The sequence below is a fragment of the Xanthobacter albus genome (assembly GCF_043194895.2).
In the GTDB taxonomy this organism is placed as follows: domain Bacteria; phylum Pseudomonadota; class Alphaproteobacteria; order Rhizobiales; family Xanthobacteraceae; genus Xanthobacter.
In genome coordinates, this window is sequence record NZ_CM195532.1 from 1,887,737 (window position 1) to 1,913,893 (window position 26,157).

At 70.4% G+C, this 26,157-nt stretch carries 27 protein-coding genes; 17 read left to right on the forward strand and 10 right to left on the reverse strand.

The annotated features are described in order from the left end of the window. Positions 1–108: 108 nt before the first annotated feature. On the forward strand, positions 109–384 hold the full coding sequence (gene infA, locus V5F75_RS08405) for a translation initiation factor IF-1 (RefSeq protein WP_188578066.1): 276 nt from the start codon (positions 109–111) through the stop codon (positions 382–384). 74 nt (positions 385–458) lie between these two features. Continuing rightward, entirely contained in the window at positions 459–1,844 is a 1,386-nt protein-coding gene (locus tag V5F75_RS08410) for a hypothetical protein (RefSeq protein ID WP_394034817.1), read from the forward strand. Between the two features lie 267 nt (positions 1,845–2,111). Here the strand turns inward: V5F75_RS08410 and V5F75_RS08415 are convergent, their stop codons facing one another. Together V5F75_RS08415 and V5F75_RS08420 are read right to left on the reverse strand one after the other, a co-directional pair. Further along, entirely contained in the window at positions 2,112–2,705 is a 594-nt protein-coding gene (locus tag V5F75_RS08415) for a L,D-transpeptidase (RefSeq protein WP_394034816.1), read from the reverse strand. A 208-nt stretch (positions 2,706–2,913) separates the two neighbouring features. Then, positions 2,914–3,786, reverse strand: a complete 873-nt coding sequence (locus V5F75_RS08420; RefSeq protein WP_394034815.1) for an alpha/beta fold hydrolase — start codon at positions 3,784–3,786, stop codon at positions 2,914–2,916. Between the two features lie 187 nt (positions 3,787–3,973). On the opposite strand from V5F75_RS08420, the gene V5F75_RS08425 reads away from it, so the two are divergent. Then, positions 3,974–5,293: a hypothetical protein gene (locus V5F75_RS08425; protein WP_394034814.1), complete on the forward strand. Its 1,320-nt coding sequence runs from the start codon at positions 3,974–3,976 to the stop codon at positions 5,291–5,293. A gap of 83 nt (positions 5,294–5,376) precedes the next feature. Here V5F75_RS08425 and V5F75_RS08430 read toward each other — a convergent pair whose 3' ends face one another. Beyond that, complete coding sequence (locus V5F75_RS08430; protein WP_394034813.1) at positions 5,377–6,486, reverse strand: site-2 protease family protein; 1,110 nt, start codon at positions 6,484–6,486, stop codon at positions 5,377–5,379. Positions 6,487–6,622: 136 nt separating this feature from the next. Between V5F75_RS08430 and V5F75_RS08435 the strand changes: the two genes are divergently transcribed. The 4 genes from V5F75_RS08435 to V5F75_RS08450 all read left to right on the forward strand — a co-directional run bounded on the left by V5F75_RS08435 (position 6,623) and on the right by V5F75_RS08450 (position 9,690). Beyond that, positions 6,623–7,093, forward strand: a complete 471-nt coding sequence (locus V5F75_RS08435; protein ID WP_394034812.1) for a MarR family winged helix-turn-helix transcriptional regulator — start codon at positions 6,623–6,625, stop codon at positions 7,091–7,093. Continuing rightward, positions 7,090–8,463, forward strand: a complete 1,374-nt coding sequence (locus V5F75_RS08440) for a Bcr/CflA family efflux MFS transporter (protein ID WP_509212162.1) — start codon at positions 7,090–7,092, stop codon at positions 8,461–8,463. Before V5F75_RS08435 ends, V5F75_RS08440 begins: the two co-directional genes overlap by 4 nt. Before the next feature lie 163 nt (positions 8,464–8,626). After that, a complete protein-coding gene (locus tag V5F75_RS08445; RefSeq protein WP_394034810.1) occupies positions 8,627–9,043 on the forward strand; it encodes a cysteine rich repeat-containing protein in 417 nt (138 codons plus the stop codon). Then, positions 9,043–9,690: an OmpA family protein gene (locus V5F75_RS08450; protein ID WP_394034809.1), complete on the forward strand. Its 648-nt coding sequence runs from the start codon at positions 9,043–9,045 to the stop codon at positions 9,688–9,690. The genes V5F75_RS08445 and V5F75_RS08450 overlap by 1 nt, the downstream gene beginning before the upstream one ends. Before the next feature lie 189 nt (positions 9,691–9,879). Here V5F75_RS08450 and V5F75_RS08455 read toward each other — a convergent pair whose 3' ends face one another. After that, entirely contained in the window at positions 9,880–10,575 is a 696-nt protein-coding gene (locus V5F75_RS08455; RefSeq protein WP_394034808.1) for a hypothetical protein, read from the reverse strand. A gap of 344 nt (positions 10,576–10,919) precedes the next feature. On the opposite strand from V5F75_RS08455, the gene V5F75_RS08460 reads away from it, so the two are divergent. Beyond that, positions 10,920–11,369 (forward strand): arsenate-mycothiol transferase ArsC, encoded by a 450-nt coding sequence (locus V5F75_RS08460; protein WP_394034807.1) that lies wholly within the window; start codon positions 10,920–10,922, stop codon positions 11,367–11,369. A 3-nt stretch (positions 11,370–11,372) separates the two neighbouring features. Here V5F75_RS08460 and V5F75_RS08465 read toward each other — a convergent pair whose 3' ends face one another. Continuing rightward, positions 11,373–12,095, reverse strand: coding sequence for a GNAT family N-acetyltransferase (locus tag V5F75_RS08465; protein ID WP_394034806.1), 723 nt, complete (start codon positions 12,093–12,095; stop codon positions 11,373–11,375). Between the two features lie 222 nt (positions 12,096–12,317). Between V5F75_RS08465 and V5F75_RS08470 the strand changes: the two genes are divergently transcribed. The 5 genes from V5F75_RS08470 (at position 12,318) to V5F75_RS08490 (ending at position 17,485) form a co-directional block, all read left to right on the forward strand. After that, positions 12,318–13,091, forward strand: a complete 774-nt coding sequence (locus V5F75_RS08470) for an energy-coupling factor ABC transporter ATP-binding protein (protein ID WP_394034805.1) — start codon at positions 12,318–12,320, stop codon at positions 13,089–13,091. Continuing rightward, complete coding sequence (locus V5F75_RS08475; RefSeq protein WP_394034804.1) at positions 13,088–13,717, forward strand: energy-coupling factor transporter transmembrane component T family protein; 630 nt, start codon at positions 13,088–13,090, stop codon at positions 13,715–13,717. Before V5F75_RS08470 ends, V5F75_RS08475 begins: the two co-directional genes overlap by 4 nt. Before the next feature lies 1 nt (position 13,718). Continuing rightward, complete coding sequence (locus V5F75_RS08480) at positions 13,719–14,264, forward strand: biotin transporter BioY (RefSeq protein WP_394034803.1); 546 nt, start codon at positions 13,719–13,721, stop codon at positions 14,262–14,264. 208 nt (positions 14,265–14,472) lie between these two features. Next, on the forward strand, positions 14,473–15,354 hold the full coding sequence (locus V5F75_RS08485) for a CHAD domain-containing protein (RefSeq protein WP_394034802.1): 882 nt from the start codon (positions 14,473–14,475) through the stop codon (positions 15,352–15,354). A 160-nt stretch (positions 15,355–15,514) separates the two neighbouring features. Continuing rightward, positions 15,515–17,485, forward strand: coding sequence for an alpha/beta fold hydrolase (locus V5F75_RS08490; RefSeq protein ID WP_394034801.1), 1,971 nt, complete (start codon positions 15,515–15,517; stop codon positions 17,483–17,485). Between the two features lie 9 nt (positions 17,486–17,494). Here V5F75_RS08490 and V5F75_RS08495 read toward each other — a convergent pair whose 3' ends face one another. The 4 genes from V5F75_RS08495 to V5F75_RS08510 form a co-directional block, all read right to left on the reverse strand. Beyond that, positions 17,495–18,484: a zinc-dependent alcohol dehydrogenase family protein gene (locus tag V5F75_RS08495; RefSeq protein ID WP_394034891.1), complete on the reverse strand. Its 990-nt coding sequence runs from the start codon at positions 18,482–18,484 to the stop codon at positions 17,495–17,497. A gap of 113 nt (positions 18,485–18,597) precedes the next feature. After that, positions 18,598–19,575, reverse strand: coding sequence for an iron exporter MbfA (mbfA, locus tag V5F75_RS08500; RefSeq protein WP_394034800.1), 978 nt, complete (start codon positions 19,573–19,575; stop codon positions 18,598–18,600). 208 nt (positions 19,576–19,783) lie between these two features. Beyond that, complete coding sequence (locus V5F75_RS08505; protein WP_394034799.1) at positions 19,784–21,013, reverse strand: argininosuccinate synthase; 1,230 nt, start codon at positions 21,011–21,013, stop codon at positions 19,784–19,786. A gap of 175 nt (positions 21,014–21,188) precedes the next feature. After that, positions 21,189–21,971 carry a phosphatase PAP2 family protein gene (locus V5F75_RS08510; protein ID WP_394034890.1) on the reverse strand — a complete coding sequence of 261 codons (783 nt, stop codon included), beginning with the start codon at positions 21,969–21,971 and terminating at the stop codon, positions 21,189–21,191. Between the two features lie 176 nt (positions 21,972–22,147). On the opposite strand from V5F75_RS08510, the gene V5F75_RS08515 reads away from it, so the two are divergent. The 3 genes from V5F75_RS08515 (at position 22,148) to V5F75_RS08525 (ending at position 24,690) form a co-directional block, all read left to right on the forward strand. Beyond that, complete coding sequence (locus tag V5F75_RS08515) at positions 22,148–22,762, forward strand: 2-hydroxychromene-2-carboxylate isomerase (RefSeq protein ID WP_394034798.1); 615 nt, start codon at positions 22,148–22,150, stop codon at positions 22,760–22,762. A 153-nt stretch (positions 22,763–22,915) separates the two neighbouring features. Continuing rightward, positions 22,916–23,614 carry an orotate phosphoribosyltransferase gene (locus tag V5F75_RS08520; protein ID WP_394034797.1) on the forward strand — a complete coding sequence of 233 codons (699 nt, stop codon included), beginning with the start codon at positions 22,916–22,918 and terminating at the stop codon, positions 23,612–23,614. A gap of 5 nt (positions 23,615–23,619) precedes the next feature. After that, a complete protein-coding gene (locus tag V5F75_RS08525) occupies positions 23,620–24,690 on the forward strand; it encodes a quinone-dependent dihydroorotate dehydrogenase (protein ID WP_394034796.1) in 1,071 nt (356 codons plus the stop codon). 39 nt (positions 24,691–24,729) lie between these two features. Here the strand turns inward: V5F75_RS08525 and mscL are convergent, their stop codons facing one another. Continuing rightward, a complete protein-coding gene (gene mscL, locus V5F75_RS08530; protein WP_394034889.1) occupies positions 24,730–25,164 on the reverse strand; it encodes a large conductance mechanosensitive channel protein MscL in 435 nt (144 codons plus the stop codon). A gap of 329 nt (positions 25,165–25,493) precedes the next feature. Between mscL and fabA the strand changes: the two genes are divergently transcribed. Further along, positions 25,494–26,024 (forward strand): 3-hydroxyacyl-[acyl-carrier-protein] dehydratase FabA, encoded by a 531-nt coding sequence (fabA, locus tag V5F75_RS08535; RefSeq protein WP_394034795.1) that lies wholly within the window; start codon positions 25,494–25,496, stop codon positions 26,022–26,024. Positions 26,025–26,157: the final 133 nt, after the last annotated feature.

Consider the following 26,157-nt stretch of genomic DNA (forward strand, 5'->3'; position numbering starts at 1 on the left):
CGAGGCCTAGAAACGGCCTCGCTTGCGCGTTAGCTATGGGCCGGAACGCGGAAACGTGAGATAAGGCCCGCCAGTGCCGCCCCGGGATGGGGCAGTGGAGACGACTATATGGCGAAGGAAGAACTGCTGGAGTTCGAGGGAACGGTGACGGAAGTGCTCCCGGACGGGAATTTCCGCGTGCGGCTCGACAACGACCATCAGATCCTGGCCTACGCGGCCGGCAAGATGAAGAAGAACCGCATCCGCACCATCGAGGGCGACCGCGTGGTGGTGGAGATGTCGCCCTACGATCTCGATCGGGGCCGCATCAATTTCCGCCACAAGGCGGAAGGTTCGGCACCGCCTCCCGGCGCGCGCCGCCAGCAGAATTTTCGTCGTCGCTGAGGACTGGGCGAGGCGGCAGACGGATGGGCTACTTTCGTTCCATAAGGCTGCCGCGGCCGAGTCTGACCGCGCGCATGGCCGCACCGGGAGACGCGCTCGCGATAGCGGGCGTGATGGTGATCGCCGTGATCGCGCTGGCGCTGCCGGTGGCGTGGAACGGCTTCGTCCTCGTCTACCACGACAGCATCGACTATCTCGGGCTCACCTTCACCTGGCAGATGCCGGAGTTCCGCACGGCGGCCTACGGGCTGTTCGCCGGCATCGGCCGGCTCGCGGGCAATCCCACGGCCATCGTGCTGGCGCAATCGGCGCTGGTGGTGCTCACCATCGCCCTGTCGGTGCGGGCGCAGTTCGCCCCGCCCCGCTTCCTGATGGCGTTCACGGTGGCGATGATCGCGGCCCTCGCGGGCGGCATCTCGCTGTTCGCCAGCCAGGTGATGGCGGATGTGTTCGCCGGCGCCATGGTGCTCGGCCTCGTCAGCCTGATGCTGTTCTTCGACGGGCTTTCGATGCCCCGCCGGATGCTGCTCACCGCCCTGTGCGCGGTGGGGGTGGCGGTGCACACCAGCCATGTGGGTCTCGCCCTGGGCCTGCTCATGCTCGGCGGCATGGCGCGCCTGGCCCGGCGGCGGTGGCCGGGCATGCCGCAGGTGCGGCTGCGCGAGGCGGCGTTCGCGGCCATCGGCGGCATCAGCCTCGCGGTGACCGCCAACGCCTATGTGACGGGGCGGCCCTTCCTCACCCAGACCGCGACCGTCCAGGCGCTGGCGCTGTTCATCGAGGGCGGCGTCACCAAGTCCTATCTCGACGAGAACTGCCCGCCGGCCGGTTCCCACAAGCCGGCGCCCTACAAGCTGTGCGCCTACCGCGACCACCTGCCGCCCACGGCGAACGACTTCCTGTGGGCGCGCGGCGCTTCCCCCCTCTACAAGCTGGGCGGCTGGGACGCCCTGCGCGGCGAGGCGGCGGCGATCGTGGACGGCTCGCTTGAGACCATGCCGGACCAGGTGGTGCGGCAGAGCCTCGACCTCACCGCCATCCAGTTCCTGATGCTGGACCCCGGCGACGGGCTGGGCCCGCGCTGGAACTATTATGTCCAGACCATCGGCAAGTGGTATCCGGGCAGCGCCAAGGCGTTCCAGGGCTCGCGCCAGCAGCATGGCATCGACTTCAAGCCGCTCTATTGGCCCACGCGGGCCATCATGGGTGTGTCCCTGGCGGCGCTGGTCATCTTCGCGCTGGCGTGGCGGCGTGCGCCGCGGCAGGCGATGTTCGCGGCGGCGATCCTCGCCGCCCTGGTGGGCAACGCCTTCATCTGCGGCGCGCTTTCCAACCCCAACCATCGCTACCAGGGCCGCCTCGTGTGGCTGGTGGCAAGCTCGGCGGCGATGATGGTGCTGGCGCAGACCTCCCTCGGCCGGGTGCGGGAGAAGGAAACGGCGGCGCCGGCCCTGGGCTAGGGCGTTTTCGAGCGAAGTGGAAACCGGTTCGCGTGAAGAAAACGCGTCAACTCAGGAATCCAGGGCCTTTCCCTCGGAGTGGGGCGCACCCCCTGAGGCTCGCTTGAGAGGTCCACCGCAATCGCCAGCGGCGAAATTGCTTCTCCGCTTGGACGCGCAGAACGTTGCTCGTGAGGGTCGCCGCGTCGCGGCCGTCCCCGCCGGTTTCTTCCGAAACGTCAAGGCCCGGGCATCCCGCCCGGGCCTTTTCCGTGCCGGGACAGGCGCTCAGCGCTGAACGTAGACGGTGGTGCCCACCTTCACGCGGTTGTAGAGGTCCACCACGTCCTCGTTGGTCATGCGGATGCAGCCGGAGGACACCGCCTGCCCGATGGTTTCCGGCTCGTTGGAGCCGTGGATGCGGTAGAGGCTGGAGCCGAGATACATGGCCCGGGCGCCGAGCGGATTGTCGATGCCGCCGGGCATGTAGCGCGGCAGGTCCGGTCGGCGCTTCAGCATCTGCGCCGGCGGCGTCCAGCCCGGCCATTCGCGCTTGGCGCTCACCGTCTTCACGCCCGCCCACTGGAAGCCGTCGCGGCCCACGCCCACGCCGTAGCGGATGGCCTGGCCCGGCGCGGTCACGTAGTAGAGCCGGCGCTCGGAGGTGCGGATGACGACGGTGCCCGGCCGGTACTTGCCATCGAAGGCCACCGTCTGGCGCAGAATGGGCGAGGAGCTGCTCACCACCCCGACGTCGGAGGGGGAGGCGAGGAACAGCTTCGCGAACGGGAACAGGTCATAGCGATCATCGGCCCGGGCAGGGGCCGCCGATACCAGCGCGACCGCGATCGCGGCGGCGGAGAAGGCTTTCAGGTGCATCATGGCGCTCGGTCTCGCGTGCTTGGACCCGGGCGAGCGGAACAACCCCTCGATACGCAATACCTTCCGCATGCCCGAGGTCTATTTTTCGCCACAAACAAGCATGACCGCAACCGCCTTGTGGCGGTTCGGTTCCACCCCCAGCGTGCGCCTGCGGCGCTTTTCGCGCCGGTGCGCCGCAAAAGCCACGCTCCCGTTGCGGCAGCGGCGCTCAGCCGGCGGCGTCGCGGACAAAGCCGGCGAGGGCGGCGTTGAAGTCGCGCGCCGCTTCCAGGAAGGGGGCGTGGCCGGTTCCCGGGAATAGCGCGAGGCGTGCGCCGGGCACCAGGCCGGCGATGTGGCGGGCCATGGCGGGCGCCACCACCTGGTCGGCCGCGCCCTGCGCCACCAGCACCGGCACCCGCAGGCCTGCGAGGGCCTCCTCATATTCGGCCGGGCGGTCGAACAAGGCGGCGCGCACCTGCGGCGGCACCACCATGTTGAAGCCGATGAGGGTCTCCACGAGCGCGGACGGCGGCTCGCCCGCGAAGCAGCGGCGCACGAAGGCGCGGGTGGCGGTGATGTTCTGCGCGAGGTCGTCCACGCACATGCTGCGCATCAGCCGGTTGCAGGTGCCGTAGAATTCCCGTGCGTTGGCGGTGGCCGCGTCCACGAAGACGATGCCGCCGAGCCCGGCGTCGCCGTGGTGGAGGAGATAGTCGCCGATGATGCGCCCGGCGTAGGACCAGCCCACCAGGATGGGCCGCTTGAGGCCACTGCCGGCGATCACGGCGGCGAGCTCGTCGGCCCAGCGCCTGGGCTCCTTGTAGAAGCGGGGATCGAGCGGCTTGTCGGAGCCGCCGTGGCCGCGAAAGTCGTAGGCCACCATGCGGCAGGCGGCGAGCTCCGGCGCCGCCACCTGTCGCATCCAGACCAGGGCGCAATGGGAGAAGCCGTGGATGAACAGCAGCTCCGGCCCTTCGGCGGCACCCCATTCCTGCACCTGGATGGACAGGCCGTCCGGCGTCGTCACCGCGAAGGCGCGCGCCGGCGGCGGCAGGACATCCGAGGCGTGGGAGGCGGCGGGATCGGGGGAGAAGGTCATGGCGGCTCCGCTGGGCGAGGGCGCATCCTAGCGCGGATTTCCCGGCACCGTGGCGGTCCGTGCCCAGGCTTGGGCATTAAAGCATCCGCAACCCATTTCCCTCAGGAAAGAGGACATTCGCGCCCTACGGGCAGGCGGGCGTGCTCCAGGCCGCCGGCCGGTGTTTCGGGAAGGAAGGGATCTCATCATGTCGGGACGCTTCAAGCCGCAGGGCTGGTTGCCGCGTGTCCGCGCCGCGCGGCTCGGGGCGCTGGCGCTTGCCGCGGGATTGGCGGGCGCGAGCCTGCCCGCATGCGCGGCCGAGCACTACATGACCCTCGGCCTGCCCTTCTTCGAGCCGTACCGGGTGGGCATCGCCACGCTGGACATCAATGCCGGCAAGGTTTCGGGCACCCTGGCACCGCCCGCCGGCGATCCGCGTCCGGCGGTGCCGGTCACGGGCACCTTGAGCGAGGGCATCCTGAAGCTCACCATCGGCACCGGGACCGATGCCTATACCCTGAACTTCAGCGAGGGGGAGCGCGGCGTGCACCAGGTGTGGGACGAGACCCTGGCCCTCGGCGACCTCGACCGCGTCACCCTGTTCCGCCCGGCCGACGACTTCTCCGAGACCGCGCTGGCGCTCCAGCATCTGAGCGACGACTGGTGCGGCCAGGTCTATGGCGGGGTGTCGGTGGTGCTGCGCGCCTCGGCGCTGAAGTCCACGGCCGAGCCGCCCGCGGCGCTCGCCGACCTCGACGTTTCCGCCAACAGCCTCACCCATGGCGCGGTGAAGGCGAAGCTGAAGGACGTGTGGAGCCGCCTGCGGCTGGCCGCCCACGGTGGCGACGACATCGCCATCGACGTGGCCGCGCCGGTGGGCGCGGAGGCGCCGACCGCCAAGGCGCTGCGGGCCGAGCCGGCGGTGGCGGCGGTGACGCTGCCCAACGCCTGCACCGAGATGGCCCTGGTGGTGGTGCCTCGCGCCAAGGTGGGCGAGGGCGGCGCGGTTTCCGAGGCCAAGCTGAAGGGCTATCTGGAGACCGCGCTCGGCCGCCTCCTTTCCGGCGCGCCGGCGGAAAACACCACGCCCGGCCCGCGCAAGTTCAAGCTCTCCGTCGCCACCGTCGCCAAGGGCCCCGGCGGGGCGCCGGTGTTCACCGCCCAGGTGACGGCCGAATCGGAGGCGACGCGGCTGGCGAAGGGCGGTTGGGACCAGTTCACCCTCACGATTCGCCCGGTGATCACCGCCACCGACACCGGCGCCACCGTCTCCCTCATTCCCACCGTGAGCGACCTGAAGACGGCGAAGAAGGCGGGCCCGCAGATGCCCGCCGACACGGCCTTCAAGCCCGCGGACGACGAGGCGGCGGCCATCGCCATCGGCCATCGGCTGGTGTCGTGGCTGGCGGCGGCGGAAGGCTCGCGCTGTGGCTTCCTCACCAGCGCCGGCTTCGACGAGCCGGACGGCGCCTACAGCTGCGGCAACGTGGCGCTGGATGACGTGGCGCACACCGAGGACAACTGAAGCTCGTCCGGCGGGGACGCAGCCAATAGCGGGGGAGCAGGCGGAGCGCCTTGCTCCCCTTTTCTTCTGATGCCCGAGGCGCCTCAGCCGGCACGGTGGAAGAGGCCGGCGCCGTGGTCCGGCCGGGCGGCGTGGATCATCATCAGCTCGCCCACGTTCTCCGGGGTCAGCAGGCCCACGAGGCGGCCCTCGCCGTCGAGCACGCCCACGGCCGGCGCCTGGGCGGAGGTGATGAGCTTCAGCGCCGCGTCGAGCCGCGCCCGTGCCTCCACCGTGGGGACATCCTGCTGCATCACGTCGATCACGGGGGTCTGAGGGCCTTCGTCCTTCAGGGCGCGGATCATGGCGTCGCGTGTGAGCACGCCGCGCAGGCGCCCGCCGCCGTCCACCACCGGGAACTCGCGCTGGGTGGTGCGGATGAGCGCGTCGGCGGCGTCGTCCACGGTGGCGCCGGGGCCGAGCGTCTCGAAATGCGTGATCATGGCATCGGCCACCGAGAGCCCGCGCGAGGCTTCCTTGAGCTGCACCTGCCCGGCCTCGCCGGAGGCGGCCAGGAACACGAACACGCCGATAATCATCAGCATGGGATTGAAGAAGATGCCCGCCAGCCCCAGCGCGATGGCGAGCCCCTGGCCGATGGAGGCGGCCACGGCGGTGGCCCGGCCGAAGCCCATCCGCATGGCGAGCAGGGCGCGCAGCACCCGTCCCCCGTCCATGGGAAAGGCCGGGATGAGGTTGAACACCACCAGGAAGATGTTCGCCCCCGCCAGCTTCACCAGCATGGAGGTGCCGGGGTCCTCGATCCGGGAGAGGTCGTCGGTGTTGAAGCCGGCGCCGAGGATGAGCAGCAGCACCGCCGCGATAACCACGTTCACCAATGGTCCGGCAATGGCTACCACCAGCTCTTCCAAAGGCTTCTCGGGGATGCGTTCCAGGCTTGCGATGCCGCCGAACGGCCATAAGGTGATGTCAGGGGTCCTCACGCCGAAGTGACGTGCGGCGAAGACGTGCCCCAGTTCGTGCAGCAGGACGCAGGCGAACAGGAGGGCGACGAACAGCACCCCCTGCCAGGCCGCATCGGCGCCGCCGGTCCGGTAGTAGGCGGCCCAGATCCACACCAGGAACAGAAGAAAGGTCACGTGGATGCGGATGGCGGTTTCGCCGAGGCGTCCGATGGTCAGGGACCAGGGCATGGGGTGATCTCCGGGGGGTCTCCAGGGGGACCCCTTCACACATAGGCCGCGCGGTTCGGCGCGCAATACGGATTGCTCCGGGCGTGGCACATGCATGTTGAAACTAAGGTTACCTTATTATAAGGTGGGGAACGAAATGGCGGACACTCCTCTCGGTTTCCTTCTCGTCGATGCCGCGCGGCTCTACCGCGCCCGCATCGACCGCGCGTTCACCCACGCGGGCCTCGGCCTCACGGCCGGGGAGGCGCGCACGCTCGCTTACGTGAACCTCCATCCGGGCCTCAGGCAGAGCGCGCTCGCGGTGAAGATGAACGTGGAGCCCATGACCCTGGTGGGCTTCCTTGATGCCCTCGAAAGCCGGGGCCTCGTGGCGCGCGAGACCGATCCGAGGGACCGCCGGGCCAAGATCGTGCGCCTTACGGCGGCGTCCGAGCCGTTCCTCTCCGGCGTGCAGTCGGCGGCGGCGGTGGCGCGCGGCGAGGCGCTCGCGGGCTTCTCCGATGCCGATCAGGCCCGGCTGCGCGATTTCCTGATTCTCATTCGCGACAACCTCGCGCGCTGCCGCGAGGAGGAAGACCGCGACGACGGGGACAAAGACGGAAAATGAAGCCTGCCGCGTTCACCGCATCGCCGCCGCCCGCGCCGGTTCCGATCATGTCGGAACTGCGCGTCGCCCTGATCGGCGCGCTGATGGTCATGCTCGGTCCCATCAGCCTGGCCATGTACACGCCGGCGATGCCCACCCTGGTGAGCGCCTTCGATACCACGCCCGCCACCGTCAAGCTGACGCTGACGGTGTTCTTCCTCGGCTTCGCCTTCTCCCAGCTCGCCTGCGGCCCGCTGTCCGATGCCTTCGGCCGCCGTCCGGTGGCGCTCGCCTTCTTCGGCATCTACATGGCGGGGGCGCTGGTGGCCACCTGGGCGCCCACCATGGGGTGGCTCATCCTCGGGCGCGCCCTCCAGGGGGTGGGCTGCGCGGCCGGCATCGCCATCTCCCGCGCCATCGTGCGCGACCAGTATACGGGGCAGACCTCCGCCCACATCATGAACCTCATCGGCACCATGCTGGCCATCGGCCCCGCGGTGTCGCCCACACTGGGCGGCGTCATCCTGGGCGCGGCCGGCTGGCACATGATCTTCGTGGCGATGGCGGTGTACGGCGCCGCGCTGCTGGTGCTGCTCGCCTTCTTCGTGCCCGAGACCAACGCCGCGCGGGATTCCTCCCTGGCCTCTCCCGTGGGCATCGCCAAGAGCTACGCGCGCCTGCTTTCCGACCGCACCTTCATGCGCGCCAGCGTGGCGCTGGGCGGCGGCCTCGGCGCCATCTACACCCTCACCGCCTTGCTGCCGTTCGTGCTGATCCAGCAGGTGGGGCTCACGCCCACCCAGTTCGGCCTCGCCATGCTGGCGCAGACCGGCTCCTTCATGTGCGGAACCCTGATCGCCGGCCGGCTGCTGAAGCGCATGGGCGCGGCGGAGATGGTGCCCATCGGGCTGGTGCTGGTGCTCGCGGGGGCGGCGGGGCTCGGCATCGGGCTACGGCTGTGGCCGCCGTCCACGCTCACGGTCATGGCCCCGATCGGCCTGTGGGCCTGCGGCATCGCCATGCTGCTGCCGGGCTGCACCACGGCGGCGCTCGCGGGCTTTCCCACCATCGCCGGGGCGGCCTCCGCGCTCATGGGCTTCATGCAGATCGGCGGCGGCTTCCTCGGCACCGCGCTGGCGGTGCTGTTCCCCTCGCCGCTGACGGCGCTCACCACGCTGCTGCCGCTGATGGCGCTGGTGGCCGCCGCCGGGCATGTGCTGCTGGGCCCGCGGCCGGCGCGCGGGCAGGGGGGCGCCCAGGCTCCGTCCGAGCCGCCGTTTGACACGACGACGGTGGATGCCCCGGACCTGGAGCTGGCGGCCGACCCGCTCGGCGTGGTCGGCGCCGCGGGCGAAGAGATCGAGCTTGAGGCCCGCGCCCGCCAGAATTAGAGCGTTTTCGCGCGAAGTGGACACCGGTTCGTGTGAAGAAAACGCGTCAGCGCTGGAATCTAGTCCTTTCTCCCACCGGCAGATGTTCCCGGTTGACCGTTCTTGCCCGGTCATGGTCAATCACCGGGGGCCGCGCGGCGGTCCGGGGTGTGGGGAGATTCAAATGAAGTTCGCGGGACTTGTCCTGGCGGCGCTGCTGGCGCTGCCGGCGGCGTCTGCGCATGCGCAGACGGTGAGCTACGCCGAGGCGGCCGGCCTTCTGGCCCAGCATTGCGGCCAGGACATCATGCGCCACTGCCGGGGCGTCAATCTCGGCAACGGCGCCATCGGCCAGTGCCTGGCCGCGCATCAGGCGGAGCTGTCTCCCGCCTGCGCCGCCAACCATGAATCCATCCGCCAGATGACCGAGGCGCGCGCCGCCGCGCAGCGCGAGGTCTACAAGGCCTGCGACCGCGACCGCGCCGAGTTCTGCTCTGGCGTCGAGCCCGGCGACGGCAATCTCGTCTCCTGCCTGCTGGAGGCATCCAAGGTGGTGAGCCAGACCTGCACCGCCGCCCTCACCAACGCCGGCTACCGCTGATGCGCGCCGTGAATACGCAGGAGACCGGCACCATGATCCGCTCGCGCATCGCTCCCGCCCTCGCCGCCCTGTGCACGGGCGCGGCGCTCATCCTCGGCGCCGCCACGCCCGCCGCGGCCCAGGCGTTCACGCCCAATTCCGAGATCGTCCAGGGGCTCACCAGCTCCGTGAACGACGTGCCCACGGTCTCTGCGGAGGCGCTGCGGGGCCTCGCCCAGGCCCACATGCAGTATCAGGGCCCGCCCGAGAGCCGGCCTCCGCTGGCCCTGCAGCTCGACCAGCTCGCGCAGATCAACGTGGAGATCGAGTTCGACCTGAACTCGGCGATGGTGAAGCCCTCCTCCTACCGCACCCTCGGCTCCATCGCCGATGCCATGCATAATCCGGTGCTGCTGGGCTACAAGTTCCTGGTGGTGGGCAATACGGATGCCACCGGCACCCGCGAATACAACATGAAGCTCAGCCAGGAGCGCGCCGACGCCATCGCCCAGGCGCTCACCACCACCTTCCGGGTGGACCCGCGCCGCATCGAGGCCGTGGGCCTCGGCGAGGAAGCGCTGCAGGACACCAAGCACCCCGACGCGGCCATCAATCGCCGGGTGCAGATCTTCAATATCGGCCGCGCCGGCCCGCTGCCCCAGCAGTGACATGAAAAATCCGGCCGGCGCCTGGCGCCGGCCGGATCGCATCTTTCAAGCGTTTTCAGGCGAAGTGGACACCAGTTCGCGTGAAGAAAATGCGTAAACTCAAGAGTCCAGAGCTTTATCCGTGAGCTGGTGCGAACGGAAAGAGCTTTGGAGGCCGGCGCCGCGGGAGGCCGCGCGGCGCCGCTGTCTTCAGTTCTTCTTCGGCGCCTTGGCCGGAGCCTTCGCGGCGGCGGGCTTCGTCGCGACCTTCACCGGCGCCTTGGCGGGAGCGGTCTTGGCCGGTGCAGTCTTCACCGGTGCAGTCTTGGCCGGCGCGGCAGGCTTGGCGGCCTCGGGGGCGGCCACGGCGACCGGCGCATCCGTCACCGCCGGAGCGGCGGCCGGCGCCTTGGCGGCGGGCTTGCGGGCGGCAGGGGCCTTCTTGGGAGCAGCGACCTTGGCGGCCGGCTTCTCGGCCACCGGCGCCTCGGCCTTCGCGGGCGCAGCCTTGGCCGGGGTCTTGGCGGGCTTCGCCGCTGCGCTCTTCGCGGCGGGCGCCTTCACGGCGGGAGCCTTGGCCGGGGCCTTCTCCTCGGCCGGAGCGGCGCTCTTCACGGGAGCGGTGGTCTTGAGCGTGCTGGTCTTGGGCGTGGCGGCTTTCGGCGTGGCAGCCTTCGCGGCGACGGCCTTCACGGGCGCCTTGGCAACGGGTGCCTTCGCGGGCGCTGCGGGCTTGGGCGCTGCGGGCTTGGCTTCGGTCGCTTCGGCCTTGGGCTTGTCCGCCGCCTGGGTCAGGCAGGAAGCCGCCAGCTTCTTGATCTCATCGTGGGTAATGCTGCCGGGATCTTTGAGCGCCTTCGCGGCGATCTTTCTGACCGCGGCGCTGGTGACTTCCGTCTTCGCCATTTTCGCCTCCACATCTGCCAGCCGGCGAAGAGTTCGCGAATCGGTGTTCCCGCCAGCATGTCATTGATCTCGTGGAACAACTTCAGAATGGTTAACGCAAGTTCAATGTGGGACGGAATGCCCCTTCCGCGCCCACGAAACTCAGTCGAATCCCGCTGATAGTCTTTTCCGATCAAGATATTGGGTGCGGGGATGCGGCATCTCCTCCATGACAGGAAAAGTCTTTGCCGTTGCGGCTGCGCCACGGCGCGCTGTCATGCCCGCGTCGAGGGATGCGCCTAGGTTCCCGCCAACCGAATCGCCGCTGGGGTGCTGCGGGGCGATCCCGTGACCGGAGAGGCCTCATGATCACGCGTCCGTCCATTCTCTTCGTGTGCCGCGACAATGCGGGGCTGAGCCTGATGGCGGAGGCCCTCACCATGCACCTTTACGCGCGCGTGCGCGCCTTCAGCGCGGCGACCGCGTTCGCCGCGCCCGTGGACCCCGCCGCGCTCGACTGCCTGGAGCGGGAGGGCGTGGCCACCAACGGGCTTTCCTCCAAGCCGGTGGAAGTGTTCGCCCTTTCCGGCGCGCCGCGGGTGGACGCGGTGGTGGCGCTGGAGGAGGGCGCGCACCGCGCCGCGCGTCGCCTGCCCTGGATGCACCTGCTGCGCCTGCGCGGCTGGGGGTTCGAGGATGTCTCCCGCCTGCCGCAGCCGCAGGAGCGCCGCCGCGCCTACCGCCGCCTTCTGCCCGAGCTGCGGGACGCTATCACCGCCTTGGTGGAGCAGGATTTCGCGCCGGCCGCCGCCTGAGGCTCAGCCCCGCTCCGGCAACTCCGCGCGGATGTCCTCCAGGCGCCGGCGCTGGCGGCCGCCGGCGTCGAAATTGTCCAGCGCGAGCCACGCCTCGAATGCGGCCTTCGCGCGGGGCCATTCATGGTCCAGCAGCGCGAACCACGCGGTGTCGCGGTTGCGGCCCTTGACGATCATGTGCTGGCGGAACACCCCCTCGAAGGTGAAGCCGAGCCGCTCCGCCGCCCGGCGCGAGGGCCGGTTGAGGGTGTTGCATTTCCACTCGTAGCGGCGGAAGCCCAGCGCCTCGAAGGCGTGGCGTGCCATGAGATACATGGCCTCGGTGCCACCCGGCTGGTGCTGCAGGGGCGGGGTGAAGAGGATGTTGCCCACCTCAACCACCCGGTGGCCGGTCTCCACGCGCATGTAGGTGGCGTGCCCCAGCGCGCGCCCGCTCGCCGTGTCCTCCACCGTCAGCAACAGAGGATCGGCCTTCGAGGATGCCGCCGCATAATGGCGTGTGAAGGCGTGGAGATCGGGGAAGGGGGCTGCGCTCAGATAGGCCCAGAGGGCCTCCTTCTCCGGCCCGTGGGAGAGGGCGTAGAGGTCGGGTCCGTGGCGCGCCACGTCGAACGGAACGACCCGCACGAGGCGCCCTTCCAGGGTGACGGGAGCGGGGGCGCGGGCGGGCGGTCCTTCCACCGGCGCTCCGAGGGGTGGTCCGGGCGGAGCGGCATCTTCGGTCATGGCGGCTCTCGTGGTGTGGCCGGCCGGCTGGCGCGGGTTCGCGGGAGGTATGGCGCCGGGGTTGCGCTGGCGGCGCGCGGCGCGGTGCCCCTGCATGGCGCCCTTCCATCTTGTGCGCCGGGCGCCGCTGCCATGGCAAGGCCCGCGCGGCACGGCGGGCTTGCCATGGCAGGGGCTTGCGCGCGGCGGGGATCGGTATATCGAGGAGGGCGCAGGTGCCCCATGCCGTTTCCGCCTTTTTCCGCCCGTCGTCCCGCTCCGCCGCCGTCCGCGCAGGCCGGTGCGCGCCTTGACGCGGTGGAGGTGACGCGGGGTACGCGGGTGGTGTTCTCCGGTTTCAGCCTCACGCTCGTGGAGCGACGCATCGGCCTCGTGGGGGACAATGGCTCGGGCAAGAGCACCCTGCTGCGGCTGCTCAACGGGCTGATCCTGCCCGATGCCGGCGCGGTGGAGGTGGCGGGGCTCGATACGAGGCGCCATCGCCGCCGGCTGCCGGCGCTCGTGGGCTTCGTGTTCCAGAACGTGGACCACCAGATCATCTTTCCCACGGTGCGCGAGGAGATCGCCTTCGGCCCCCTGGAGCAGGGGCTCGACAAGGCCGCCGCCACCGCCGCCGCAGAGCGCCTGCTGGCCGAGCACGGCTGCGCGGGCTGGGGCGACCGGGCGGTGGATGAGCTTTCCGAGGGGCAGAAGCAGCTCGTGTGCATCCTCTCGGCCCTCGCCGCGGGGCCGCGGCTGCTGCTGCTCGACGAGCCCTTCTCCGCGCTCGATCTGCCGACCCGGCTGCTGCTTTCCGGGCATATCGCCGGCCTCGACCAGCAGGTCGTCATGGCGAGCCATGACCTGAGCCTGTTCACGGGCTTCGACCGGGTGGTGTGGCTGCACGGCGGGGAGGTGGCCGCCGATGGCGCGCCGGAGGAGGTGATCCCCCTCTACGAGGCTCACGCCCATGCCCGCGTGCGGGCGCACACGGCGCGCGCGGGCGGCCTTTCATGATCGGCGGCTATCTCGCGGGCCGCAGCCTGCTGCATCGCCTGCCGGCGGGGGTGAAGCTCGCCGGCCTCGCCCTGCTCTCCATGCTGCTGGTGCCGCTCGAGGATCCGTTCCTGCTGGCGGCGGCGCTGGCGGTGGTGCTGCTGGTCTATGCCGGATTCGGGCGGGCCGGCACGGCGCGCCTGCTGCAATGGCGGCCGCTGCTGCCGGTGCTGGCGCTGATCGGGCTGCTACAGCTCTGGGCGGTCTCGGCCGAGGTCGCGGCGGCGAGCGTGCTGCGCATCCTGCTCATGGTGCTGCTGGCCGATCTCGTCACCCTCTCCACCCGCCTGCAGGACATGATGGACGCGCTGATGGCGGTGCTGCGCCCGTTCGAGCGGCTGGGGCTCGATGCGCGGCGGCTGTCGCTGGCGGTGGCGCTGGTGCTGCGCTTCGTCCCGGTGCTGGTGGCGGGCTGGCACGGCCGCGCCGAGGCGTGGCGCGCCCGCAGCGGCCGTCGGCCCGGGCTGGCTCTGGTGGGCGCCTTCTTCACCGGCGCCCTGAAGGGCGCCGACCAGGTGGCCGAGGCGCTGGAGGCGCGCGGCTTCTCGGCGGAGGCGCCATCCTCCGCCCGCAAGCGGGGAGAGTGAGGTGGAAACACGGATGCTGGTGCGCATCGCGCTCATGGCCGCGCTCATCGGCGCGCTGGGTCTGGTGCCGCCCATCTTCGTGCCGGTGCTGGCCGGCGTGCCCATCACCGCGCAGAACCTGGGGGTGATGCTGGCGGGGCTGCTGCTGGGCGCGCGCGGGGGCGCGGCGGCCACCGCGCTGTTCGCGCTGGTGGTGCTGCTGGGGGCGCCGCTGCTCACCGGCGGGCGCGGCGGGCTCGGGGTGCTCGCGGGGCCCACGGTGGGCTTCTTCCTGGGCTTCATTCCCGGCGCCTTCGTCACCGGCTGGCTGGCCGAACGGCTCGGGATGCGGCCCTTCCTCTCGGCGCTGGCGGCGGCCTTCGCGGGCGGGGTGCTGGTGGTCTATCTGTGCGGCATCCCCGTGCTGGCGGGCGTGGCGGGCATCGGCCTGCGGCGGGCCGCCCTCGGCGCGATGGTGTTCCTGCCGGGCGATGTGCTGAAATCGGTGGCGGCGGCGCTCCTCGCCTCCACGGTGCTGAAGGCGTGGCGCGTGGGCCCGCGCGGCTGAAGGCGTTGCCCGCACGCCCGGTGCGCGGGACGCTTCGGCTTCTTGAAGCCGAGCGTCTTGACGCGAACGGGCGCGTCACCGCCGCGCCATCGGCGCGGTGTAGGAGTGCGGAACGCGGCGGGCCGCTCCGGCGTTGAAACCTCCGGGCCGCGCCCGGCGGACGAGCTGCCGCATCCCCAGGATTTCCCGCCCACCCGGAAGGCGCGCGATGACCGAGACCCTCGATGCTCCCTCTTCCGACCTGGCCCCTGCCGCCGGGCCCGTGCCTGTGCCTGCCCCGCTGGTGGCGGCGCTGGGCGCGGTGCTCGGCAAGGTGGAGGCGGCGGTCGCCGAGCCAGATGCGGTGGAGATGGTGCACGACGCGCGCAAGGCGCTGAAGGAATACCGCTCTCTGCTGCGCCTTCTCGCCACCGATGCCGCCCGCGCCGCCCGCCGCCACGCGGCGGAAGTGGCGCGCGGCCTGGCCCAGGCGCGCGACCGCGCGACCGCCCGCGAGGCGCTCGATCTCCTGGATGAAGCCGGCCTCGCGCTGTCCTGCGACATCGCGGCGGCCCGCGCCGCCATCGGCGCCGATTCCGCCGCGGCGGAGGACGCCGCGGCCCTGCGCGCGCACCTCGCCGCGTTCGTGGCCGACGCCCGCGCGCGCCTCTCGGACGGGCTGGAGGGCGAGGCGGCGGCGGTGGATATCGTGGAGGGGCTGCGCAAGGGATACCGCGCGGCGCGGCGCGGCGCCTTCGGCAATGCCATCGCCATGCACGAGACCCGCAAGAGCGTGGTCGCGCACCGCTATCAGATGGGGTTTCTCGCCGCCGCCTTCTCCGGCCGTGGCGCCACCCGCGCCGGCCGGGCGCAGCGCCTGCGCGACATGCTCGGCGCCCACCACGACATCGAGGTGCTGCGCCCCATGCTGCACGCGGCCGCCGACAGCCTCGGGGAAGGGGCGCTGGAGCGGCTGGGCATCGCCATGGCGCGCCTGCAGAAGCGCCTGAAGCGTCAGGCCGTCCGGCTGCACCGGGAGCTGTTCCGCCGTTCGCCCCGTAAGTTCGCGCGCCGGTTCCGTCGCCGCATCAAGGCACCTGCGGCGGCGTGATGCCGCGTGTCGGCCGCGTGCCCTTGCGGCGGCGCGCGTATCGCCACATGGTTGAGCCGCACCTCCGGAGCGCCGTGCGCGGCTACCGATGCCCCGCTCCGGGCCGTGCTTTCAGAACAGGCCGGGTCCACCCGTGCCGAGACGTGAGGATGAGCGGTCGATGTCTTCGGAAACCCCTGTCGCCTCCATCGATCGGGCCCGTGAAGGCGTGAAGGAGAGCGTGAAGGAGGCCGCGCCCGGCGCCCTTTCCGCGCCGCTGCAGCCGGCGCCGGCGCCCCGGCTGCCTGCCGTCGTCCCGCAGCCCGAGGCTGCGCCGAGGTTGGGGCCCGAACTCGCGCAGCCGCACAAGCTGGTGGCGCAGGCGCTCGCCGCCCTGAGCCGGCTCGACGACAGCGATTTCGACCGCGGCAGCGGCCTTGAGGCGCTGCGCGCCGTGGACCGGGCGGTGGCCGCCTGCGTGGCGCATGTCACCTCCGGCTTCTCGCCCACCGCGCTCACCCTCGCCTTCCTGGACTGGTGGATGCACCTCGCCGCCGCCCCCGGCAAGCGCAGCGAGCTGGCGGTGAAGGCCGGACGCAAGACGGCGCGCTTCGCCGCCAGCATGCTCGCCGCGGGGCTGGACCGCTCGGTATCCCCCGCCATCGCACCGCTGGAGGGCGACGACCGCTTCCGCGCGCCGGAATGGCAGGCATGGCCCTATCGCTTCTGGTCGCAGGCGTTCCTGCTGCAGCAGCAGTGGTGGCACAACGCCACCCACGGCGTGCCCGGTGTCGACCCTCACAACGAGGCGGTGGTGGCGTTCGTCGCGCGCCAGATGCTCGATACCTTCTCCCCCTCCAACAACCCCTTCACCAACCCGGAGGTGGTGCGCCGCACGCTGGAGACGGGGGGCATGAACCTCGTGCAGGGCTGGCGCAACGCCCTGGACGACATGATGCGCAAGGCCGGAAACCAGCCGCCGGCCGGCGCCGAGGCGTTCGTGCCGGGCCAGAACGTGGCCGCCACCCCCGGCGAGGTGATCTTCCGCAACCATCTGATCGAGGTGATCCAGTACCGCGCCGCCACGCCCGGCGTGAAGGCCGAGCCGGTGCTCATCGTGCCCGCCTGGATCATGAAATATTACATCCTCGACCTCTCGCCCCACAATTCGCTGGTGCGCTACCTGGTGGAGAAGGGCCACACGGTGTTCTGCATCTCCTGGCGCAACGTGTGGGAGGAGGACCGCGACCTCGGCTTCGAGGACTACCGCCGGCTGGGCGTGATGGCCGCGCTCGACGCGGTGAGCGCCATCGTGCCGGACCGCAAGGTGCATGCGGTGGGCTATTGCCTGGGCGGCACCATCCTCGCCATCGCCGCCGCCGCCATGGCGCACGCCAAGGACGACCGGCTCGCCTCCGTGACCCTGTTCGCCGCGCAGACCGATTTCTCCGAGCCCGGCGAGCTGCAGCTGTTCGTGGACCCGAGCGAGCTCTACGTGCTCGAAAGCATGATGTGGAACCAGGGCTACCTGTCCGCCGGGCAGATGGCCGGCGCGTTCCAGATGCTGCGCTCCAACGATCTCGTGTGGTCGCGCATGGTGCATGAGTACATGATGGGCGAGCGCGCGCCCATGAACGACCTCATGGCCTGGAACGCCGATGCCACGCGCATGCCCTACCGCATGCATTCGGATTATCTGCGCAAGCTGTTCCTGGACAACGACCTCGCCGCCGGGCGCTATGAGGTGGACGGCCGGCCGGTGTCGCTCCTCAATCTGCGGGTGCCGCTGTTCGTGGTGGGCACGGAGCGCGACCACGTGGCGCCGTGGAAATCGGTCTACAAGATCCACCAGCTCACCGACACCGACGTGACCTTCGTGCTCGCCTCCGGCGGGCACAATGCGGGCATCGTCAGCGAGCCGGGGCACAAGCGCCGGCACTACCGCATCCACGAGACCAAGCTCGGCGAGCTGCACCTGGGGCCCGACCAGTGGGTGGAGACCAATCCGCCGCAGGACGGTTCCTGGTGGCCGGCCTGGGAGGAATGGCTCAGCGGCCATTCCACGGCCGGCACCTTCGGCCTGCCCACCATCGGCGGGCCGGGCTACGCGCCCGTGTGCCCGGCTCCCGGCACCTATGTGATGGAGCGCTGAGGGCCGCCCTCAGTGCTCCGGCACCAGCACCGCGGCGCCGGTGAGGCGGCCTGAGCGCAGGTCGTCCAGGGCCTCGTTGGCCTGGGTCAAAGGGTAGGGTGTGACATGGGTGGTCACGCCCGCTTTCGGCGCCAGGGCGAGGAACTCGTGGGCGTCGGCGCGGGTGAGGTTCGCGACCGACATGATCTTCCGTTCCTCCCACAGCCAGCGGTAGGGGAAGGTGGGAATGTCGCTCATGTGGATGCCGCCGCACACCACGCGCCCGCCCTTCCTCACGGCCTTGAGGGCCTGGGGCACCAGCTCGCCCGCCGGGGCGAAGATGAGGGCGGCGTCCAGCGGCTCGGGGGCCGGCGCGTCGGAGGGACCGGCATAGACGGCGCCGAGGCTCCGCGCGAAATCCTGGGCCTTGGTATCTCCGGGGCGGGTGAAGGCGTAGATCTCCCGTCCCTGCCAGCGCGCCACCTGGGCGATGATGTGGGCCGCAGCGCCGAAGCCGTAGATGCCGATGCGCCGGCCATCCCCCGCCATCTTCAGCGTGCGCCAGCCGATCAGCCCCGCGCACAGCAGGGGGGCGAGGGCGGTGTCCTCCCCCGCTTCGCCCAGCGGATAGGTGAAGGAGGCGTCGGCGCGGGTGTGGGTGGCGAAGCCGCCGTCGCGGGTGCAGCCGGTGAATTCGGGCGTGTCGCACAGGTTCTCCTCCTGCGCGGCGCAATAGGGGCAGGTGCCGCAGGCGTGGCCGAGCCAGCCTACCCCCACCCGCTCCCCGAGCCGGAGGTGGGACACCCCGGCGCCGAGCGCCGCCACGCGCCCGACGATCTCGTGGCCCGGCACGATGGGCGGCCGGGTCTGCGGCAGCTCACCGTCCACCACGTGCAGGTCGGTGCGGCACACGCCGCAGGCGGTGACCTTGATGAGCACCTCGCCCGGGCCGGGGACGGGATCGGGCCGCGTCTCGCCCACGAGCCTTTCCCCGGTGCGGTTGAGAACCATGGCGAACATGGCGGCCTCCTTCGTGTCGCGCCACTTGGTGGCGTGCGTGTCGGCGGCGATGGTAGCGCGGATGGGCGCGCGCGGGGCCATGATCTCGCGCAGGGCGGCCCCGGCGCCGCCGCTCAGCTTCCGCCGATGAAGATGCCGGCCGCCAGCACCAGCGCGCCGCCCAGCACCACCTGCATCACCGAGCGCCAGAAGGGCGTCTCCATATAGCGGTTCTGGATGAAGGCGATGGCCCACAACTCCACGAACACGACGCCGATGGCGATCGCCGTGGCGGTCCAGAAATCGGGGATGAGATAGGGCAGGGCATGGCCCAGGCCCCCCAGCGCCGTCATGGAGCCGGAGGCGATGCCACGCTTGATGGGCGAGCCGCGGCCGGAGATGACACCGTCGTCGTGCACCGCCTCGGTGAAGCCCATGGAGATGCCCGCGCCCACGGCGGCGGCGAGGCCCACCAGCAGCGTGGTGTGGGAGTTCTGGGTGGCGAAGGCGGTGGCGAAGATGGGCGCGAGGGTGGAGACCGAGCCGTCCATCAGCCCGGCGAGGCCCGGCTGCACCCAGGTGAGAACGAACTGGCGGCGGGCCTTCTCGTTCTCCTCCTCCTTCTTGTCCACCGGCAGGTAGCGCTCCGCCAGCTCGCCGGCGATCTCCTCGTGCTGGAGTTCCTCGCCATAGAGGCGCGCCAGCAGGTCGCGGGTGCCGCGATCGGTGGCCCGCTCCTGGGCGTGGCGGTAGAAGTTGGCCGATTCGTCCTCCATCAGGCCCACTTCCTGACGGATGCGCGCAATGCCCAGGTTGCACACGTACCAGACCGGCCGGCGCGCATAGTAGCCGGCGATGGTCTCGCGGCGGATCAGCGGCACATGGGGGCCGAAGCGGCGCTCGAACTCGCGGGTGAGGTTGCGCTGGTGGCCGCTCTCCTGCTTCGACATGGCCTCGAACACCCTGGCCGTATCCGGATAGTCCTTGCGCAAGGCGTCGGCATAATCGGCATAGACCCGCGCGTCGTCCTCCTCGGAGGAGATGGCGAGGGCGAGAACCTCCTTTTCCGAAAGGTCGGAGAAGCGGCGGCGGCCGGGGAAGAACGACATCATCGGCGGGATCTCCGATTTTATAATAATTCTAAAATATAGAATGGGCGGCTCGGAACAAGCTGCAAATGGGTGGCAATGTCGCAGTCTAGAACAAGCTGCCCTTCCCGCCAGGGTGAGAACCGCCGCAGCGCCGCCCGAGGTTTCGGCGCTAGGCATAAAAAAGGCCGGTGCGCGGGTGCGCACCGGCCTTTCCCTTTGGCGGGGAGCCTCACTCGGAAATCTTGCGCGCCCGGCTGCCCAGGGTGCGCAGGCGCAGGGCGTTGAGCTTGATGAAGCCCGCCGCGTCGCGATGGTCGTAGGCCACCGCGCCTTCCTCGAAGGTCACCAGCTCCTGATTGTAGAGCGAATAGGGGCTCTTGCGGCCGATGACGGTGGCGTTGCCCTTGTAGAGCTTCACCGTCACCTCGCCGGTCACATAGGCCTGGGAGTGGTCGATGGCGGCCTGCAGCATCTCCCGCTCGGGGGAGAACCAGAAGCCGTTGTAGATGAGCTCCGCATAGCGCGGCATCAGCTCATCCTTCAGGTGGGCCGCGCCGCGGTCCAGCGTGATGCTCTCGATGCCACGGTGGGCGGCGAGCAGGATGGTGCCGCCGGGGGTCTCGTAGACGCCGCGCGACTTCATGCCCACGAAGCGGTTCTCGACCAGATCGAGGCGGCCGATGCCGTTGGCCTTGCCCAGCGCGTTGAGGCGGGTGAGCAGGGTGGCGGGCGAGAGCGCCTCGCCGTCGATGGCCACCGCGTCGCCCTTCTCGAAGGCGATGGTGATGACGGTGGCCTCGTCGGGCGCGGCCTCCGGCGAGATGGTGCGCTGGTAGACGTATTCCGGCGCGTCCTCGGCCGGGTCCTCCAGCACCTTGCCCTCGGAGGAGGAGTGCAGCAGGTTCGCGTCCACCGAGAAGGGCGCCTCGCCGCGCTTGTCCTTGGAGATCGGGATCTGGTGCGCTTCCGCGAACTCCAGCAGGCGGGTGCGGGAGGCGAGGTCCCATTCGCGCCAGGGGGCGATGACGGTGATTTCAGGCTCGAGCGCGTAATAGGCCAGCTCGAAGCGCACCTGGTCGTTGCCCTTGCCGGTGGCGCCGTGGGAGACGGCATCCGCCCCCATCTTGCGGGCGATCTCGATCTGCTTCTTGGCGATCAGCGGACGGGCGATGGAGGTGCCGAGCAGGTACAGCCCCTCATACACCGCATTGGCGCGGAACATGGGGAACACGTAGTCGCGCACGAATTCCTCGCGCACGTCCTCGATGAAGATGTTCTGCGGCTTGATGCCCAGCAGCTCTGCCTTCTTGCGCGCCGGCTCCAGCTCCTCGCCCTGGCCGAGGTCGGCGGTGAAGGTGATCACCTCGCAATTGTAGGTGGTCTGGAGCCATTTCAGGATCACGGAGGTGTCGAGCCCGCCAGAATAGGCCAGCACCACCTTCTTCACGTCACGCGCCATCAGGTCTCTCGAAGCATGTGGGGATTTAAGGAAAGCCGGCGCGGACTATAGGCCCGCGCGCCGCGCTGGCAAGCCACACGATACGGCAGTGCCGTATTTCCGCAGGTCGGCCTCCAGCCGCCCCCGCTTGCGCTGCGACGGGTGCGTGCGGGTGCCGGAAGCACCGCGCCCGCGCCTATCGCCTCAGACGGGCGGCCACCTTCCGCGTCGCAGCCATGCCGCGCCGCCACAGCGCCCGCGCGCCCTTCTGGAGCTTCAGCCCCGCCCGGCCGATGGTCAGCTCCACCATCGCATCGGAAGGCGCGCGGGCCCGGTCGTAGAGCCACAGGCGGGTGAGCACCACGATCAGCACCACCAGCACGCCGGCGAACACCACATCGGTGAAGAAGTGGCCGCCGAAGGCGATGCGCAGGCCGCCTGCCGCCGCGCCGAAGGCCACCGCCGCCACCAGCCCCGCGGCCCGCGCCGGGCCGGGCGGCAGCAGGCTCGCCGGCGCCACCAGCCAGAAGCCGAGCGCCCCCTCGCCGGAGACGAAGGAGCAGTTGCCCGGGCAGGTGCCGTCGGTCTCGTACCAGGATTTGAACGCGGCCCCGCCGCCGAAGTCGTCCACATGCACGGGGCGGGGCCGGCCCCATTCCTGCTTGAGGATGCCGTTGACGACCAGCCCCGGCCCGAGCGCCATGGTGAGCGCCAGCAGCACCGCCGCGCGCGCCGGCATGAACATGGGCCGGCGGGGGAACAGGAGCTTCAGCACGATGGCGGCGAAGGCCGGCAGGGCGATGGCCCAGGGAATGTAGTTTCCGAGCGCGCGCGCCGCCTGCGCCCAGCGCGCCCCGGCCAGGGTGAAATGGCGGTGCGAGGCATCCCAGAACAGGCTGGTGATGGCGAGGTCCCATTGCGGGAACACGGTGAACAGGATGGCCACCGCGGCGCCGACCACCAGCGCGAAGAACAGCACCCACTTCAAGGCGTCACCTTCACCCCCTGGGCGGGCGCGGCCGCCCGGCCGCCTCCCGCGATTGCGCACCAATGGGGCGGTTCCACAATACGGAACTCCCCGGCCTTGCCGAAGCACCCCGCGCCGACGCACATTCACCGGCACATCGCCTGCGCATCTACAGGGAGGAGGCCCCGATGACCAGCGCCACGCTCGATTTCTATTATGAGTTGGCCTCCCCGTATTCCTACCTTTCCGCCATGCGCATCACGGCCCTGGCCGAGAAGGCGGGGGTGCGGGTGCACTGGAGGCCGTTCCTGCTCGGGCCCATCTTCGCCGACCAGGGGCTCGCCACCTCGCCCTTCAACGCCTTTCCCATGAAGGGCGAGCACATGTGGGTGGACATGGCGCGCCTCGCCGCGCGCGATGGGCTGCCGCCCGTGACGCGCCCGAAGGACTTCCCCGCCCACAGCCTGCTCGCCGCCCGCGTCGCCATGTTCCTGGACGACGCGAGCCGGCCCTCCTTCAGCCGGGCCCTGTTCCAGGCGGAGTTCGCCAGCGGTCGCGACATCGGCGACCGGGAGACGGTGCGCCAGGTGCTGGCCGGGCTCGGCCATTTCTGCAGTGACATCGTCGCCGAGGCCGAGCGGCCCGCCAATAAGGACCGCCTGCGCGCCCAGACCGAGGAGGCCAAGGCGCGCGGCGTGTTCGGCGCCCCGAGCTTCGTCACCGCCGACGGCGAGCTGTTCTGGGGCAACGACCGGCTGGAGATGGCCCTGGAGCATGCCGCGCGCCTCGCCCAGGCGGCCTGAAGGAAAGGGGCGCGCGGAAGGGTTCCTGTGACTTCCCCGGCTCCGTTTTGTCGCAGCCGGGGTGGCGCCGCGCTCGCGCTCTGATATATGCCCGCCTTTGGGCCGGCCTTGCCCGCCCCGCTTCCTTGACCCGGACCGAAAGGCGCGCCGAACATGGCCAATGTCACAGCTTTTGCCGATCAGGCGACCATCGCCGAGCAGACCGCGCGGATGCTCCTGGAGGTGGAGGCGGTGCGCTTCTCGTCGGGCGAGCCCTTCATCTTCACCTCCGGCTGGGCGAGCCCGGTCTACATCGACTGCCGGCGGCTGATCTCCTTCCCCCGCGTGCGCCAGACCCTGGTGGATTTCGGCATCTCCACCATCTACCGCGAGATCGGCTACGAGCAGGTGGATTCGGTGGCCGGCGGCGAGACCGCGGGCATTCCCTTCGCGGCCTGGGTGGCGGATCGGATGATGCTGCCCATGCAGTATGTGCGCAAGAAGCCCAAGGGCTTCGGCCGCAACGCGCAGATCGAGGGCCACCTGGCCCCCGGCCAGCGGGTGCTGCTGGTGGAGGACCTCACCTCCGACGGCCGCAGCAAGGTGAACTTCGTGAACGCCCTGCGCACCGCCGGCGCCGAGTGCGGCCACTGCTTCGTCTTCTTTTATTATGACATCTTCTCCGAGGCTGACGGCATCCTGAAGGACGCCGGCCTCACCCTGCATCGTCTCGCCACCTGGTGGGACGTGCTGGCGGAAGTGAAGAAGTCCAGCCGCTTCGAGAGCGCGCAGATCGCCCAGATCGAGTCCTTCCTGCACGACCCCCATAGCTGGTCGAAGGCACACGGAGGCACCGCCGTCACCGGCGAGTGATGGCCATGGATCTCTACGTTCTCGCGCGGCCGCTGCTGCGCTTCATCTCGCCGGAGCGGGCGCACGGCCTCGCCATCAAGGCGCTGCGCCGCGGGCTCGCGCCGAGCTTCTCGGCGCCGGACGATCCGGTGCTCGCGAGCCGGGTGTGGGGCATCGACTTTCCGAATCCCATCGGCCTTGCCGCCGGCTTCGACAAGGACGCCGAGGTGGTGGATGCGGTGCTGAAGCTGGGCTTCGGCTTCGTGGAGGCGGGCACCGTCACGCCCCGTCCGCAGCCCGGCAATCCCAAGCCCCGGCTGTTCCGCCTGGATGAGGACGAGGGGGTCATCAACCGCTTCGGCTTCAACAGCCAGGGGCTGGCGCCGTTCGTCTTCCAGCTTGGCAAGCGCCGCGCGGCGCGGGCGGGCGGCATCGTCGGCGCCAATGTCGGGAAGAACAAGGAGAGCGAGGACGCCATCGAGGACTATGCCGCCGGCGTCTCGGCCACCTGCCGCCTCGCCGACTACATCGTCTGCAACATCTCCTCGCCCAACACGCCGGGCCTGCGCTCGCTGCAGGCGCGCTCGGAGCTGTCGGCACTGCTGGCCCAGGTGCTGGCGGTGCGCGACGCCTCGATCCCCGATCCCGTCGGCCGCCCGCCGCTGCTGGTGAAGGTGGCGCCCGACCTGGACGATGCCGCTCTCGCGGACGTGGCCGAGGTGGCGCTCTCCACCGGGGTGGACGGCCTCATCATGGGCAACACCACCCTCTCGCGGCCCGCCTCGCTGCGCAGCGGCCACCGGGGCGAGACCGGCGGCCTTTCGGGCAAGCCGCTGATGGCGCTCTCCACGGAGCGGCTGAAGGCGCTTTCCCGCCTTGTTGAGGGCCGGCTGCCGCTCATCGGCGCCGGCGGCGTCGCCTCGGGGGCGGACGCCTACGCCAAGATCCGCGCCGGGGCGAGCCTGGTGCAGCTCTATTCCGCGCTGGTGTTCCACGGCCCCGGCCTCGTGGGCCGCATCAAGGCGGACCTCGCGGCGCGACTCAGGGCCGATGGTTTCCGCAGCATCAGCGATGCGGTGGGCGCAGACGTGCATTGACGCCCGCGCCGGCCGGCGCGGGCGGGTCCGCCGGGACGATCAGGCGCCCGGCGCCTTCCGTGCCGCCGCGTCCTGGGCGACGAGGTCGCGAATCTCCTCCAGCAGCACCTCGGTGCGGGTGGGGGCGGCGGGCACGGCCGCCTGCTTGCGGCGCAGGATGTTGATGCCGCGCACCAGCAGGAACAGCACGGCGGCGACGATGAGGAAATTGATGGCGATGGTGATGAAGGCGCCGTAGGCGAGCACCGCGCCCTGCTTCTTGGCGTCGGCCAGGTTCTCGGCCGTCACCGATTTCGCCAGCGGGACGAAATAGTTCGAGAAGTCGAGGCCGCCGGTGATGGCGCCGATGACGGGCATGAAGATGTCGCCCACCAGCGAGGTCACGATGTTGCCGAAGGCCGCGCCGATGATCACGCCGATGGCGAGATCCATCACGTTGCCCTTCATGGCAAATTCCTGGAATTCCTTCAATATCGCCATGCTGCCTCTCCCCGTTCCGCATGCGGCGGCGTGCCGCGTGTGTCGTGTCCCATCTCACCTGATCGTGTCCCCGGCGGCAAGCCGGCGCGGGTATACCCCGCCACCTTCGGCGCTCCCGGGCACGGTGGCGGCGGTTCTTTCGAGGCCGTGACGCTTTCATGACTTTGAGCGCGCCCTTCCCTATGTTAGGGAGTGCCCGCCGCCGGGGTCGGAGCACGATGCTCGGGGGCGGGCCGAGGGGCCCGGTGGAAACGACCCTCTTGGGCGAATGACCCTGTTTGGGGAAAAGACCCTCTTGGGCAGCAAGGCGATTAAGCTCACAAATGGCGGAACGGCAGACCAGCTTCGGGTATGAGGATCTCCTCGCGTGTGGACGTGGTGAGCTGTTCGGGCCGGGCAATGCGCAATTGCCGCTGCCGCCCATGCTCATGTTCGATCGCATCTCCGAGATTTCCGAGACCGGCGGCGAATTCGGCAAGGGCATGGTGCGTGCCGAGCTGGACGTGAACCCGGACCTGTGGTTCTTCGGCTGCCACTTCAAGGGCGATCCCGTGATGCCCGGCTGCCTCGGGCTCGACGCCATGTGGCAGCTGGTGGGCTTCTTCCTCGGCTGGCTGGGCTCGCCCGGCCGCGGGCGGGCGCTGGGCCTCGGGGAGCTGAAGTTCTCCGGCCAGGTGCTGCCTTCCGTGAAGAAGGTGGTGTACGGCGTGGACTTCAAGCGCGTCATGCGCTCCAAGCTAGTGCTCGGCATCGCCGACGGCTGGCTCGAGGCCGACGGCACCGTCATCTACCGCGCCCACGATCTCAAGGTCGGCCTGTTCCAGGCCGAGACGGCGGAAGCGGCCAGCGCCTGACAAGGCGTTGCCACGATCCGCAGCCATCATGCCCGCAGCCGAGGGGCCGTTTCGACGGTTCTCACGGGGCCGGCTGAGCCGGACCTTCGGCGAACCCGCGCGGCGATCGAGTCTCGACCTTCTCGGCGCCGCT